Origin of the sequence: Bacillus nitratireducens (assembly GCF_036320425.1) — a bacterium.
Taxonomy (GTDB): Bacteria; Bacillota; Bacilli; order Bacillales; family Bacillaceae_G; genus Bacillus_A; species Bacillus_A nitratireducens.
In genome coordinates this window covers 368,709-381,669 of the sequence record NZ_JAUMJO010000003.1, presented here as the reverse complement: position 1 = coordinate 381,669, position 12,961 = coordinate 368,709, and the positions used below count along the sequence as shown (strand labels likewise).

Here is a 12,961-nt window from a genome sequence, read left to right as displayed (position 1 = left end):
ATGAAAAAAATGCGTGTAATTGGATTACTTATGCTTATTTCCATAATTACGATTCTAGGAGCATGTAGTGATAATAAACTAAGAGATTCACTCGATTGGGATGTAGAAAAGTTTGCATTTACAGATCAGAATGGGAAAAAGTTTGGATCATCTGAGTTAAAAGAAAAAGTTTGGGTAGTTGATTTTATCTTTACAAGTTGTCAAACAGTTTGTCCACCTATGACAGCTAATATGGCAAAACTTCAAAAGATGTTGCATGAGGAAGGAATTAAAGATGTAGAGTTTGTATCATTCAGTGTAGATCCCGAAGTAGACACAACTGAAAAAATAACAGAATTTATGAAAGTCTATGAAATGGATACGAAGAGAACTCATTTCCTAACAGGATATACACGACCAGACATTGAAAAGTTTGCAAAAAAGAACTTCCAAACCCTTGTAACCAAACCAGAAAATAACTCACAAGTTATACATGGTACGAGCTTCTATCTCGTAGACAAAGATGGAAAAGTTGTAAAGAAATATTCAGGTCTTCAAAACACACCATATGAAGATATCATCCGTGATATTAAACGAATTCGATAACTAAAAAGCTTCTTATTATGTTCCTATTAAACTCTAAAAATTCGAGGTGTTTACATGAAGAAAAAACAAGGCTCTCACATGAAATTATTGTTAATTACCACATTAATCATTTTCGCTGCAGTTACAGCTTTCGTCGTCTTAAATAAAGAAGAAAAAGTTGCTACAAATAAAGTGATAAAAAATTTACCTTCAATAGGTAAGCAACCTACTTTAGGAAAAGAAGATGCACCAGTCTCTGTTATTGAGTTTGGCGACTTTAAGTGTCCTGCTTGTAAAGCATGGGGTGAACGTATCTTCCCTCAGCTCCAAAAAGACTATATCGATACAGGGAAAGTTAAATTTTCATATGTAAATGTTTTGTTCCACGGAACAGAATCTAAATTGTCTGCTTTAGCTGCTGAATCTGTTTATAAACAAGACCCACAAGCATATTGGAGCTTCCATAAAGAATTATTTAACGCACAGCCAGAAAATCACGATGCTCCATGGATTACTCCCGAAAAACTATTAGAAATTGCAAAAACATATACACCAAGTATTAATACTACTCAACTCGAAGAAGATTTGAAAAAACAAACAGAACAAGAAGAAGTGAACAAAGATGAGAAACTAACACAAGACTACGGTGTAGAACAAACACCGAGCATTGTTGTAAATGGAACAATGTTATCTGATCCTTATGATTATGAACAAATCAAAAATTTAATTGAAAAAGCATTGAAGGAAAAGAAATAATGAATACAACAAAAAAAAATTTTGAATGGCGTAATTACACCTTATATATGGCATGGATTGTTTCAATGATTGCTACACTGGGCAGTCTATTTTTTAGTGAGATTCTTGGATTCATACCATGTGAATTGTGTTGGTTCCAACGAATTATGATGTATCCACTTTGTATTATTTTAGGCATTGCCACGTTCTATAATGAAAAGAACATTAAAAAATATGTATTACCGATTTCTATTATTGGTGGAAGTATTTCACTGTATCACTACGCAATACAAAAAATCCCTGGTTTTTCAGAGATAAACCCATGCGTTCAAGGTGTCCCTTGTAATGTTGATTACATTAATTGGCTAGGTTTTATCACAATCCCATTTTTAGCTTTAATTGCTTTTTGTATGATTACTTTGTTTATGTTGTTAACGAGAACAAAAACGAATTAATATAATAACAATATGTGAATCGAAGCATTACCTATAAAGGAATTTCTACAGAGAGGAGACAGTATGATGTCAAAGATCATACCTGTAGTTTTATTAGCAAGCCTATTAATAGGGTGTAGTTCCATTAATGATTCATCACCTGTTAAGAAAGACAAAACACAAAATCAGTTACAAGAACAAAAAAATAAAGGTGAACATTTTAAAGGTGATACTCTAGAAACAACAGCTAATATAGAAACTCTGCCTTCTTTTTTATCGTCAACCACAAATGGACAAGTCTCTCAAATTTATGGAATGGTAGGAAAAGACACCGAACTATTAAAATGGATTCCTTGTTACTGTGGGTGTGACGAAAACTCCGACCATAAAAGCAATAAAGATTGTTTTATCCGTGAAATTAAAGAGAACGGTGAAGTTACATGGGAATCACATGCAATGAGTCAAGCTGCTTGTGTAGATATTGCTTTTCAAGCCGTTTTAATGAAACAAAATGGAGCCTCTACTTTAGAAATTCGTGAATACATCGACAAGCAATATAAGAAAGAAGGTATAAACGCAACCCCAACACCGATGCCTAGCGCTTAATACATTTTAAAATACGAATACTAAAAAATAGCCATCGATATATCAATGGCTATTTTTTTAGGGGTAGTTATTCTATTTACTTTTTAACATAACTAATTAAATATGACACAGATAAAATAACAAGCTTTATATGAACCTTGTAAAAATAAATGCTTCATAACACACATATTACATAACAACCATAATTAATTTAAATAAGAAAATTCTCTTTAATGATGCTTAATTCCCCCCACCAGATTCTTGTTTCTCCAACATTAATACTGTTCCTATTTCAAAATTCGCTATCAAACTTTGAAAATTAATCAATTTATATTTCACCTCAGTGCCGAATGACCAAAAGACATATTCACCCTTACACCGAGAAAGGAATATCCTGAATATTCTTTATTTACAAGTAAAAGGACAAACCTTATATATAACGGAATCTTGTCCTACTTTTTAAAAAAATCACTCGGTAAAGAAGTAGTAGTGGTATACCATTACTACTCTTTTACCGAACAAACTTTTTCCTTGTTATAATACCTTCACCTTTTCACCGAGAAAAATTCATTCTTTGAAACTAGCATATTTCTAGATACTAAATGTGACTTGTCCATATTTTTGATATTAGAGAACAATAAAAAGCAGCTCCAATATTCGAGTTGCTTTTTATTGTTCTAAATTTATTTTTAAAATATATTCTGTGTTCCCATTCTGATCAATTATAATTTTATCAATCAAGTACACTAAAAATTGACGAACTTTTTTAACATCTGTTTGTATATTAGCAAATTCTATTTGGAATGCCTGTAATACATTTTTCTCTAAAACTCTTTGATTTGAATCTACTTCTTCAATACGTTTCACTTCTGCTTCTTTTTTTGCAATCAATTCTTCTGACCCCTTAATTTCATGCAACAAATGCACACGGTAATCAAGCATTACATCTAATAATGGGTCAATTTCCGGATCGGCTTCCACTAATCTTTTCTTTCGGTTATATAACTCATCTATTTCTCTTTCTGCATCTTTAATCCAAACAAGGGAATCATTCACCTGTTGTTTCAAGCGTTGAATTTCTTTTTGAATCCGCTTTATATCTTTTTCTAAACCTTGTTCAATCTCATACATAAGTTCTGTTTGGGATTTGGAAATGACTTTATCTGTAACCTCTTTCATAACACTGTCAAAAACTAATGTATGTAGCTCTTCTGTTGGAAACCAGGTCTTACACGTTTTATTTGAACACATATATTTTTTCATTCCATACTTCTTGCCATTGCCCCCTGTAGTTTCTTGATTTTTAGGTAAAAGAGGATTATCACATTTTTTACAATAAATTAAATCGCGTAGAACATATTCTGTTTTAAATTGTTTAGGAGGTAATTCTTTATTTCTTTTTTTCTCAAACAAATGAAAAGTAGCGAACCACTCTTCTTGGGTCATAATAGGCGGAATTTCTTTACATTGCGCCATCTTCCATTTTGATAAGTCTTCAATACTATTTCCTGATCCAGATTTTAATCTCCCAGATGTAACATATCCTGCATAGATTGGATTGGTCAAAATTTGTTTTACCCTTTCTTTCCTCCAAACCATAGTATTCGTTTTTTCCTTTTGTTCATTTAATTTTTTTGCAATATCTGCAAAGCCTTCCCCACTTTGATATAGCTGATATATCTTTAATACAATTTCTCTTTCGTCTTTCAAAATGGAAAACTTTTTTGTTTTTTCATCCTGCTCATACCCAAACGGAACCGGTCCTCCCATCCATTCACCATAGTCAGTTCTTTGGTTATATGCATCTTTTGTACGAGCACTAATTCTTTCTACTTCATAACGAGTTCCACCTTCTCTAATTAATTGTGTAATAATATCACGTTCTGTATAGAGTTCTGCCGTACTCGTTAATATAACATCTGTATCTACTCCCTTCATAAGTAATCGAATTTGTGCATGTTCAATTTCAGATCGCGCCAGACGATCATCCGCATACGTAATCACGAAATCATATTTTCCTTGTTCCACATCTCGCAATAACGCCATCATCTGCGGACGTTGTATTAATCTCTTTTTAAATGCTGATTTCCCATGGTCTACGTACTCCTCCACGATTTCACATTCATAATTTTTGATAAACTCATATACATGATGTCTTTGGGCAGCGATCGTTTGACGATCGGATGAAACCCTAGCATAAAAAGCACCCTTTTTCCCTTTCTCTAAAACATCACGAACTGTCCTCACATGTATGCACCTCTTGATAATGTAAAAATGGATGTTTAAAAATAATTTCATAACCGTGCTTATCTACAATTACAGTAAAAATCAAATCTTGAAACAACTCCACACCTTTATAACCTGGTAAAGAATCTAATGCCAATTTCTCATCAATATTATCTTGCAAATCTTTCAATACACTAGGTATTTTTTTTAATACATTAAGCTTTAATTCTAACTCTTCTTTTTCACATTTATGATCCTGAAAATGCTGATAAGAACCAAGTAACTCTTTGTGCAACTTGTTATCTTTCTTTTCCGTTAACCACCTTTGTACTTTTGTGTGTACTGTTTTTTTCTTTTTATCTAAACGTTGTGCATGCGCCTGTATAATTCGCTCCATTTCTTTTACATTTTTTTTATAGTAGCGCTGAAATAAACAATCAAAATCCTTTTCTCTCAAATTGAGAAAAAAACATTTCATCTGTTCAAACGCTTTTTGTTCGATATATTCCTTATCAATGTACAACCCATGTTCTTTGCATTGATACCCTATTAAAAATATATCTCCTCGCCGTTTGACAACACCCTCTAATTGTTTCTTGCAATAGGAACATTGCAGGAGTCCTTCCAGACGATACAGAATATCATCCTTAACAAATTCCTTTTTCATTTGTGTAGAACCACGCTTATTTAATATTCGATTTAGTTTTTCTTGTGCTGCTTCCCATTGATGCGGTTCAATTGGTATCGTACCTTCTAACTGTTGTTCTTGTTGAACTCCTTTCAATCGAATACTGTACACACCCATATAAAATGAATTTTCCAGTGTACGTCTAATATCTTGCAGTGCCCAAGGAGTTCCTTTTCGTTTCTTAAAGCCTTTCGCATCCAAACTATCTTTTATTTGTTGCAAAGATGTACATGTATCATCCAAAAATTCATTAAAAATAAACATCACAATATCAATTTCATCTTGTATCATTTCAATTTCTTTTGTTTTTTTATTATTTTCGAAACCATACGGAAGCCGACTCACTGCTTTTCCTGCATCAAACTTACTCTGACGCATCGCATCAAACCGTTTATTAATTTGTTCACCTTCATGTTGTGCAAATCCAGCCATAATAACTTCTAAATAACGGTTCATAGGTGTGTATTCCAGTTCAGGTTCTCCAACAGTCGTGAAATGAACTTTTATCTGTTTCTCTTGAAGGAGTTCGTAAATTTCCATATATTCAATTACGTTTCTTGCTAACCGATCTCTCTTATATAAAATTAAATGTTCAATTTCGTCATTTCGAATGGCTTCCATTAAATTTCGCAAACCTGAACGTTGATTCATATGTACAATTCGAGCTGATACATATGGATCTTTGTATTCGTAATCCAGTTTCATATAGTGATCTCTGCAATATGCCTTTGCATAATATTGCTGCATCCTAACAGAGTGTTCTTGCTTTTTAGAAGAACTACGATAATAGGCAACTGTCTTTTTCAATACAACCAGTCCTTCCATTTTGTTGTGCTTACAATATATGCTAATCTAGCTTGTCCATAGAATCATTTTGTTTCATCACTTCTACTAAAAGTTCAACATATAATTGAAACCATTTTTGTGCCGCTTCAGGATCATGAATATATGAAACAGATCTAAGTTGCAGTTTCTTTTGTACAGTCATTAGATTCATCTCCTTTCAAAATAAATAACATTGGAGGAATTAATATTGATTACTCAATTAGGACAAACCATTCGCAATTTACGAAAACAAAAAGGGATTTCTCTGCAAACATTTGCCGAACAAATAGAAGTCTCACCCGGATATTTAAGTAACCTTGAAACTCAAAAGACAGATACTATCTCTTTAACATTACTTTCAAAACTCAATGAAGAATTCGATTTATTCCCTTCACTAAATCACACAACTTCTCCTCACCATGAATTACATTTTCGTTTAGATCGCATGTGCGAACTACTAAAAACACTACATGATACTAATCCCGAGTTAGCCAATTATTTTATTTCTCATATTGAACAAGGATTAATATTATTTCAAAAGGAATAATCATTTAATGGTCATTATTACCAAACAAATACCCTTTATTCATTTATGTGAAATAATTTTATAAAAATGAATACTATCTTATATAAAAAGAGAGCCTACTTTCTAAAATGGCTCTCTTTTACATATCCTTCAATAGCTTTTCAATTACTTTATTATAAAGACGATTCACTTGTGTAGAGCTCTCACCTGTTCGTAGATAAATATACTCATCTCCTTTCTTTACTATCCCCAGATGTTTATCTTCTTTTGGAAATACCAGGTTACAAAACTCTTGATACACTTGTAGTTCCTCTTCCTCTTTAAACGGGTATGTACGCTCAGGAAAAAGCCGTTTAAATTTCGCTTTTAATAATCCGCGAAATGTTCCTTCATCTAAATTCTGAATCATATCTTTAACTATACTGTTTGGTTGTTTTCTTTTTCTAATAACTGCATCAAGTTTTTTCATTTTTTTTTGTAATGAATTATATTCTCCTGCGGCTTGTTCATATGTTTCTTTCATCAATTGATTCTGTATCTTTAATTCTTCTATCTCCTCATTCATCATGTGCAACATGTCATATAAAAAATCAATATGATTATTTGTTTTATTTTCTCTTCCTTCCATGTATTCGGCTTCTCCTTCTTTCTTATTATGAAATATAGCTTGTACTTGTTGTTTTACATCGGTTATATCTTGAATGAGATGCTGATATTCCTGCAAAATTTGACGTAATCCTGGACGTTTCTTATCAATAAACTCAAATAAATCTTCTTCACGAATACTCCATCCCTCCTTCCGATTATCTGATGGAACTGCTGCAATTTCTAACTTCCGAAGCCAATCTGTAAATGTTTTATAACTTACCTTTATATAGTTTTCTTCTAAAATCTTCATCGCTTCTTGAACATTAATCCACCTTGTCATATTCCACCTCACCTCCTGTCTCTAACAATTTTATGAATGTCATATAACAGATATAACTACACAAAAGTAATATTAAAAACAAAAAAGGATTTAGCTCTCCTCCAAGCTAAATCCCGTTTACATAATCTCACTATTGTTATCTCGTTAACTTTGATTCGTTCTTTCTTAAATCCATAAATTTTTTATAAATGATACCCGCTTCGCTTTCTGTGTGAATATCAAAACTCCAGTACATTTCAGATCTTAACTCGTCTTCATTTATCTCTATTTCATGTACTAATTTTCCAACTACCTCTAATACATCTTCATTCCACAACTCTTCTTTTAATGTTTGATTTAACACCAATTGAGCTAGATCCATCACCTGAAATATAACATCTAATCCATATCCCATCCTACTTACTCCCATTACAATATACCCCATCGCTTCTGTATCTTTCAAAAACCTCACTCCTTCCACTATTTCATTTTCATAAAAGTCATTTATAAAAAGTCTGTTTTCTTTCCCTACTGCATATACTTTTAAAAATATAACATTTGTTTAAAAAATCTAAGGGAGGCATTTACTTGTTACAACATCTCGGGCAAACCATTCGAACATTGCGAAAGCACAAAGGAATTACATTAAATGAGCTTGCAGCAACATTACATGTTTCACCAGGCTACCTCAGTAATTTAGAAACAATGAAAACTGATACTGTTTCACTTACATTTCTAGAACACATACAAAAAGAACTGAATCTGTTCCCTACTCTCACCCAGGAAACAGATTCCCAAAACCATGAACTTGATTTTCGTTTACGACGATTATGCCAAGTATTACAAAAAACTCATGATGAAACCCCAGAATTAGCAAATTACTTTTTGTCTCATATCGAGAAAGGTTTAGAACTTTATCAGCAATCTCAATAATTTTCCTACTCTCATTATGAACAACTTGTCTACCCTTTATTCATTATTATGAATTAGTTTTATAAATATGAATAAATTTACAAAAAAAGGAGAACCTTTATAAAAAGAGGTTCTCTTTTTTCTAATTAAGGAGCTGAATATACATGAAAAAAGAACTGGTACAAGTGGTTGAAAGTTATATAGATTGGATACACATCCAATTTGAAGATGGTGGCACTTTTATTGGGGATGATTACATTGACTCTATTGAAGACATGTTTCAAGAAGCTGGTATTTCATACAATCAAGATGACCTAACGCAAACTATGCAAGAAATTGTTCATTCCCTGAGTAAGAAGTACGGAAGTAAAAATGTTTTTTACGGATCTCCAGAACATACAATTCTAATTGGTAATCGATACGTGACAATCTATAATCAATTAATTGTACTAATCAATCATTAAATATAATGACTTCTTTATTTTCGTAACTTCATATGGGGTGATTGTTAGAATACAATTTTCTTCTTTTTTAGGAGGTACTAAGCAAATGAAACTTATCACATTAAGCAATGGAATAAAAACAAAAAAATATCCAGACGTCAAATCCCTTATCGATTTTTTTGAAACAGCCAAAAACTATGGATTCCTTTTCTACAATGTAGATTTAAAAAAGTTATCTCTAGATGAATATTTTCATATTTACCACCATTCAAGTAAAGGTAGTGGTGGGTATCAGGAGGCTTTTTCGATTCCCAGTACGTTATACCATTCTTTAAAAATTAACCATTATTCCCTAAAGTGGTTAAATATCTTTTATCAATTATATTATCAAGATACACCTCCCCCGGCTTGGCAATGGAAATATTGGGATGCCTATATAGGCGAAGAGTATGTATGGATCTATAAAACTGAATAACCATTACTATTATGTTATTCTCTTCAGTAAAACAAAAAACTCCTGATTAACTAGGAGTTTTTTTGTCTTGCTGTTTTATAAAATATAATTCTAAAGCTTCCAGAAACGCTACTTCAATTTTTATCGTACCGTATATTTCATTGCCTAGTTTAAGTGGGGATATTTTTGATGTCATGAACCATCACCTCATCACCAATATATGCACTTAACATACTAGGACTACCCTTCGCTTTTTTAAGGTTATAAAGATGTTTTATACAAAATAAAAACAATGAAGATCACAAACTATACCCTCATTGCTTTACTATACTATTCATATTTGATATGTAGATATTACTCTTCTTCATGAGCCATTCCTTCACTAATTAGTGAAGCTATGTTAAGTGTTGGAAATATTATAGGTGAATCGCTACCTTTACTCGTCAAATCAGATATTAGACTTCTTAGATAAGGGAACAAGATCGCTATAGCATTAACTTTATAAAAAGAGATAACTTGATCGTCTGACATTTCTGTCTCTACATCAGCAATCTCAAATACACCTGCAACTTTAGCTTTCACATAAAAACTTGTCTCTTTTAATTTTTTGTCACCTAGTTCAATTCCCACTCTTACTACTGCTTGGTTTATATTACTAGGGTTAGTATCTACCTTATAGGATATATTAGGGTGCGTATTTTCCTCTTCATACTCACTAAACGGATTAGATTTATATTGAGATTCTAATACATGATAATCTCTGAATTGTAAAACTGCATTCATAATTTATTACTCCTTTTATGCTGCATTCCCGAAATTTTGTGCGATTCTTTTAGAGTTTTTAGGTAAACTCACTTTAGATTCAGTTACCTTAACTGAATGTACTAAGATTTTATTTTGGACGTCCTTTAGAACACCTTGATCTTTAGTAACAAAGCTATTAAAATCACCCTCTAATTCAGGAAAAAAATCATTAAAATCAAGTATTTCTTCAACTTCATTCTTTTTAATTTTAATTCCTGATTCTTCTGATTCAAAGTTCAATTTCAAACCTAATTGTTTCGCTAATTCAGCCGCCTTTTTTTTGTCCAAAGAGAATTTCATTACAATTCCTCCTTTTCTCTTATCAAGCTCCAAAAGCCCTCGGGCTCTTACGTTTCTTTCTATGGATACCAGTCGTATCCATAGGTATTAAACTCATACTATCAGTTAAAATAGCATCATGATTTCTTACACATAGTTGAACACCTTGTAGACCTATGTCCATACTCTTCAACACAGTGGAATCTTTATATTTAGAGCGTTCCACATTAAATGTCCTCTGAATCATCCAAATTTCTTCCGGTAATAAAGATAAAACAAAACATCTAATCTTAGCTGGAAGGTCATCAGACCATTCGGCTTCAACAAGCACTTTTTCACTCTTGAGATATTCTATAAATTCTTCAAGTTCTTCCATACCGTCTCTTGTATCCAAATTTAAAAATTTAGACTCCTCTATACTCACTCTTGTTTCGATAACGGTTGGTTTTTGATTACGATACTTCCCATGGTTTCTAACTTTATTCTTTGCCCATATAAAAGCTTGTTGTAAATCTTCCCTAAAAAAATAAATTCCTTGTCCTAGCCAGTGATCATCTCTAGGAGTACCTATTTCAAACTTTTTGTCCCCTAAAATATTAATTGAACAACTCTCTGCTGTCCCATGAAAAGCATAAAACGAATGTATCCTCTCTCTTTTCATATAACACCATTTCCTAAATTATTTATATGTACAACAAAATTGTATCATAACTTAGGATTTATTTTACATATTTTCGCTTAAAATTACTATATTATTTTCATATAGTAACTATTTTTCATGGTGTATAGATACTTATACTATCGGTATCTTTAAAAGAAATTAATCATTGTTTGATTAATTTTAAATTTTACTTACTACAAAGTTGCTAAAGTATAGATTCTCCAAGTAATCGTTCTAAACCTTTAACAATCAATTTTTTGCAAACACTACACATCACATTTGAAATGTGATTGCGTACTGTTTTTTCACTTATAAAAAGTTCACCTGCAATTTCCTTCGTCGTTTTATCTTGAACGAGTAATTCAAATACTTCTCTTTCTCTCTTTGTGAGTAACGGTTTAGATTGATACGCTTTTTCCTTCAACTGGTATAACCCTCCTTGCTTAAGCCAGAGCTGTATATGTGTAAGTTGGGTGTTTATTTAGTCAAGATATTGTATGAACGAAATGTGCAGGTGGTGAATGAAAATGGGCTTTATTTCCTATGTTATTTTAGACTTTTATACAGTGCGGATACTCTTTTTATCCACTTACTTTCCAGTACGCCATATTTGTTCTAGCAATATACTTACAACTGTACCTACAAATAAACCATTCCCGAATATATATTGCATAACAGACGGCAATGATTGGAGTGCTCCAGACGGTAAAAACATAACGCCGCTGCCAAATAATACTGCAACTCCTAAAATCGTTACATTCCTTTCGCTGAGCTCCACTTGTTTTATATTATTAAATCCAATTCCAATTAACTGTACGAACGAAGCCATTAAAACTGCAGATGCGACAGCGGATGGTAAAGACGCTAAGTAACGAATAATACTTGGAAAAAGAGACATTATGACTAGTAACGCACATGCCATTAAGAACGATCGTATATATTTTTGTTTTGTTAAGCGTATAAATCCTGCCGTCGCTGGTAACGGAACGACACCTACAGTTGAAAATACAGAAGAAATGATATGTGAAATCCCTCCAACCCACGTACCATCCTTCAACTGTTTCTGTTCAATGGTCCCTTTTTGAATGGTAGCTTGATTGATCGCTATAATAGCTGCCACTGTATTAGAAACTAAAATACATACCATAACGAAACTTGATACAGCCATACCTGTATTCCATTTTGGAAGTCCCCAAGCAAATATATGTGGAAGTTGCACAAAATGAGTTACTTGAGATGGAATCGTCACTTTTCCTGCAATAAGAAAAATAATCCACCCGCTAATTAATCCTATTAAAACTGCATAACTTTTGACAAAGCCTTTTCCAAAATTAGATAGTATAATAACGAACAAAAATATACTAAACGCAATTATCGCTGTAAATCCATCGATTTGAGAAATAGTAGCTGTAATTCCTAGCATTCCTTTTAAAAATACACCACTTAATTGTAAACATAATAAAAGTAAAAACGTTCCTGTCACAACTGGCGTAAATAAAAATAAAATACGTCCTATAAAACCAGTTACACCTAATCCTATTAAAATAACACCGGAGATTATCATTCCTAATTCTAAAATTTGCAATGTACTATGTAATTGATCCTGCCCTACGGTAGCATAAGCAAGTACGGTAAATACACCAACCCAAGATCCAGCTGGTCCATCCGCAATAGGCAGTTTATGTCCAAGCCATCCTTGTAAAAAAGAAGATATACCAACTACGAAAAACGTACGTTGCATTAAATAAAACACTTCTTCCGTCGTAAGATGAAATAATCCGCCAACGACAATTGGTAGTGCGATTGAGTTTGCTAATAAAAAAATAAACCATTGCAAAGTTCCCATAATATGATTTTGGTTATGTTGATTATCCAAAATTTTCATCCCTTCTAGCTTTCCTATAAAAAATATATTGTA

At 32.4% G+C, this 12,961-nt stretch carries 19 protein-coding genes; 8 read left to right on the top strand and 11 right to left on the bottom strand.

Going from position 1 to position 12,961, the window contains the following annotated elements:
* The 4 genes from Q3V31_RS13925 (at position 1) to Q3V31_RS13910 (ending at position 2,339) form a co-directional block, all read left to right on the top strand.
* Positions 1–585: an SCO family protein gene (locus tag Q3V31_RS13925; RefSeq protein ID WP_329765449.1), complete on the top strand. Its 585-nt coding sequence runs from the start codon at positions 1–3 to the stop codon at positions 583–585.
* A gap of 54 nt (positions 586–639) precedes the next feature.
* A complete protein-coding gene (locus Q3V31_RS13920; RefSeq protein ID WP_329765448.1) occupies positions 640–1,320 on the top strand; it encodes a DsbA family protein in 681 nt (226 codons plus the stop codon).
* Positions 1,317–1,754, top strand: coding sequence for a disulfide oxidoreductase (locus tag Q3V31_RS13915; protein WP_098220906.1), 438 nt, complete (start codon positions 1,317–1,319; stop codon positions 1,752–1,754). The genes Q3V31_RS13920 and Q3V31_RS13915 overlap by 4 nt, the downstream gene beginning before the upstream one ends.
* 66 nt (positions 1,755–1,820) lie before the next feature.
* Complete coding sequence (locus tag Q3V31_RS13910) at positions 1,821–2,339, top strand: PCYCGC motif-containing (lipo)protein (protein WP_329765447.1); 519 nt, start codon at positions 1,821–1,823, stop codon at positions 2,337–2,339.
* A gap of 648 nt (positions 2,340–2,987) precedes the next feature.
* Here the strand turns inward: Q3V31_RS13910 and Q3V31_RS13905 are convergent.
* Genes Q3V31_RS13905 through Q3V31_RS13895 form a run of 3 tightly spaced genes read right to left on the bottom strand, consistent with a single transcriptional unit; the run spans position 2,988 to position 6,220 of the window.
* Complete coding sequence (locus Q3V31_RS13905; protein ID WP_329765446.1) at positions 2,988–4,565, bottom strand: recombinase family protein; 1,578 nt, start codon at positions 4,563–4,565, stop codon at positions 2,988–2,990.
* Positions 4,549–6,039 (bottom strand): recombinase family protein, encoded by a 1,491-nt coding sequence (locus Q3V31_RS13900; RefSeq protein ID WP_329765444.1) that lies wholly within the window; start codon positions 6,037–6,039, stop codon positions 4,549–4,551. The genes Q3V31_RS13905 and Q3V31_RS13900 overlap by 17 nt, the downstream gene beginning before the upstream one ends.
* A gap of 40 nt (positions 6,040–6,079) precedes the next feature.
* A complete protein-coding gene (locus Q3V31_RS13895; RefSeq protein ID WP_329765443.1) occupies positions 6,080–6,220 on the bottom strand; it encodes a hypothetical protein in 141 nt (46 codons plus the stop codon).
* A gap of 45 nt (positions 6,221–6,265) precedes the next feature.
* Here Q3V31_RS13895 and Q3V31_RS13890 point away from each other — a divergent pair, with 45 nt between their 5' ends.
* Positions 6,266–6,604 (top strand): helix-turn-helix domain-containing protein, encoded by a 339-nt coding sequence (locus Q3V31_RS13890; protein WP_151527082.1) that lies wholly within the window; start codon positions 6,266–6,268, stop codon positions 6,602–6,604.
* 118 nt (positions 6,605–6,722) lie between these two features.
* On the opposite strand, the gene Q3V31_RS13885 is transcribed toward Q3V31_RS13890, so the two are convergent.
* Positions 6,723–7,511 carry a DNA-binding protein gene (locus tag Q3V31_RS13885; protein WP_329765442.1) on the bottom strand — a complete coding sequence of 263 codons (789 nt, stop codon included), beginning with the start codon at positions 7,509–7,511 and terminating at the stop codon, positions 6,723–6,725.
* 136 nt (positions 7,512–7,647) lie between these two features.
* Positions 7,648–7,962, bottom strand: coding sequence for a hypothetical protein (locus tag Q3V31_RS13880; protein ID WP_329765441.1), 315 nt, complete (start codon positions 7,960–7,962; stop codon positions 7,648–7,650).
* Between the two features lie 116 nt (positions 7,963–8,078).
* Here Q3V31_RS13880 and Q3V31_RS13875 point away from each other — a divergent pair, with 116 nt between their 5' ends.
* The 3 genes from Q3V31_RS13875 (at position 8,079) to Q3V31_RS13865 (ending at position 9,320) form a co-directional block, all read left to right on the top strand.
* Positions 8,079–8,423 (top strand): helix-turn-helix domain-containing protein, encoded by a 345-nt coding sequence (locus tag Q3V31_RS13875; protein WP_098220899.1) that lies wholly within the window; start codon positions 8,079–8,081, stop codon positions 8,421–8,423.
* A gap of 143 nt (positions 8,424–8,566) precedes the next feature.
* Positions 8,567–8,866 carry a hypothetical protein gene (locus tag Q3V31_RS13870; protein WP_329765440.1) on the top strand — a complete coding sequence of 100 codons (300 nt, stop codon included), beginning with the start codon at positions 8,567–8,569 and terminating at the stop codon, positions 8,864–8,866.
* Positions 8,867–8,951: 85 nt separating this feature from the next.
* Positions 8,952–9,320, top strand: coding sequence for a protein kinase family protein (locus Q3V31_RS13865; protein WP_098164567.1), 369 nt, complete (start codon positions 8,952–8,954; stop codon positions 9,318–9,320).
* A gap of 46 nt (positions 9,321–9,366) precedes the next feature.
* On the opposite strand, the gene Q3V31_RS13860 is transcribed toward Q3V31_RS13865, so the two are convergent.
* From Q3V31_RS13860 to Q3V31_RS13835, 6 genes are all read right to left on the bottom strand, one after another.
* On the bottom strand, positions 9,367–9,495 hold the full coding sequence (locus Q3V31_RS13860) for a hypothetical protein (RefSeq protein WP_329765439.1): 129 nt from the start codon (positions 9,493–9,495) through the stop codon (positions 9,367–9,369).
* Between the two features lie 158 nt (positions 9,496–9,653).
* Positions 9,654–10,082 (bottom strand): protein-export chaperone SecB, encoded by a 429-nt coding sequence (locus tag Q3V31_RS13855; RefSeq protein ID WP_329765438.1) that lies wholly within the window; start codon positions 10,080–10,082, stop codon positions 9,654–9,656.
* 15 nt (positions 10,083–10,097) lie between these two features.
* Complete coding sequence (locus tag Q3V31_RS13850) at positions 10,098–10,403, bottom strand: hypothetical protein (RefSeq protein ID WP_329765437.1); 306 nt, start codon at positions 10,401–10,403, stop codon at positions 10,098–10,100.
* Between the two features lie 22 nt (positions 10,404–10,425).
* Positions 10,426–11,043: a hypothetical protein gene (locus tag Q3V31_RS13845; RefSeq protein ID WP_329765435.1), complete on the bottom strand. Its 618-nt coding sequence runs from the start codon at positions 11,041–11,043 to the stop codon at positions 10,426–10,428.
* Between the two features lie 205 nt (positions 11,044–11,248).
* Positions 11,249–11,467, bottom strand: coding sequence for a helix-turn-helix domain-containing protein (locus Q3V31_RS13840; protein WP_329765434.1), 219 nt, complete (start codon positions 11,465–11,467; stop codon positions 11,249–11,251).
* A gap of 165 nt (positions 11,468–11,632) precedes the next feature.
* Positions 11,633–12,928, bottom strand: coding sequence for a purine/pyrimidine permease (locus tag Q3V31_RS13835; RefSeq protein ID WP_000697132.1), 1,296 nt, complete (start codon positions 12,926–12,928; stop codon positions 11,633–11,635).
* Positions 12,929–12,961 lie beyond the last annotated feature (33 nt).

What these genes read in the sequence shown, in the direction of transcription:
- Q3V31_RS13925 (WP_329765449.1), top strand. Translation starts at nt 1, where the DNA reads ATGAAAAAAATGCGTGTAATTGGATTACTTATGCTTATTTCCATAATT.
- Q3V31_RS13920 (WP_329765448.1), top strand. Translation starts at nt 640, where the DNA reads ATGAAGAAAAAACAAGGCTCTCACATGAAATTATTGTTAATTACCACA.
- Q3V31_RS13910 (WP_329765447.1), top strand. Translation starts at nt 1,821, where the DNA reads ATGTCAAAGATCATACCTGTAGTTTTATTAGCAAGCCTATTAATAGGG.
- Q3V31_RS13895 (WP_329765443.1), bottom strand. Translation starts at nt 6,220, where the DNA reads ATGACTGTACAAAAGAAACTGCAACTTAGATCTGTTTCATATATTCAT.
- Q3V31_RS13885 (WP_329765442.1), bottom strand. Translation starts at nt 7,511, where the DNA reads ATGACAAGGTGGATTAATGTTCAAGAAGCGATGAAGATTTTAGAAGAA.
- Q3V31_RS13870 (WP_329765440.1), top strand. Translation starts at nt 8,567, where the DNA reads ATGAAAAAAGAACTGGTACAAGTGGTTGAAAGTTATATAGATTGGATA.
- Q3V31_RS13865 (WP_098164567.1), top strand. Translation starts at nt 8,952, where the DNA reads ATGAAACTTATCACATTAAGCAATGGAATAAAAACAAAAAAATATCCA.
- Q3V31_RS13860 (WP_329765439.1), bottom strand. Translation starts at nt 9,495, where the DNA reads ATGACATCAAAAATATCCCCACTTAAACTAGGCAATGAAATATACGGT.
- Q3V31_RS13855 (WP_329765438.1), bottom strand. Translation starts at nt 10,082, where the DNA reads ATGAATGCAGTTTTACAATTCAGAGATTATCATGTATTAGAATCTCAA.
- Q3V31_RS13850 (WP_329765437.1), bottom strand. Translation starts at nt 10,403, where the DNA reads ATGAAATTCTCTTTGGACAAAAAAAAGGCGGCTGAATTAGCGAAACAA.
- Q3V31_RS13845 (WP_329765435.1), bottom strand. Translation starts at nt 11,043, where the DNA reads ATGAAAAGAGAGAGGATACATTCGTTTTATGCTTTTCATGGGACAGCA.
- Q3V31_RS13835 (WP_000697132.1), bottom strand. Translation starts at nt 12,928, where the DNA reads ATGAAAATTTTGGATAATCAACATAACCAAAATCATATTATGGGAACT.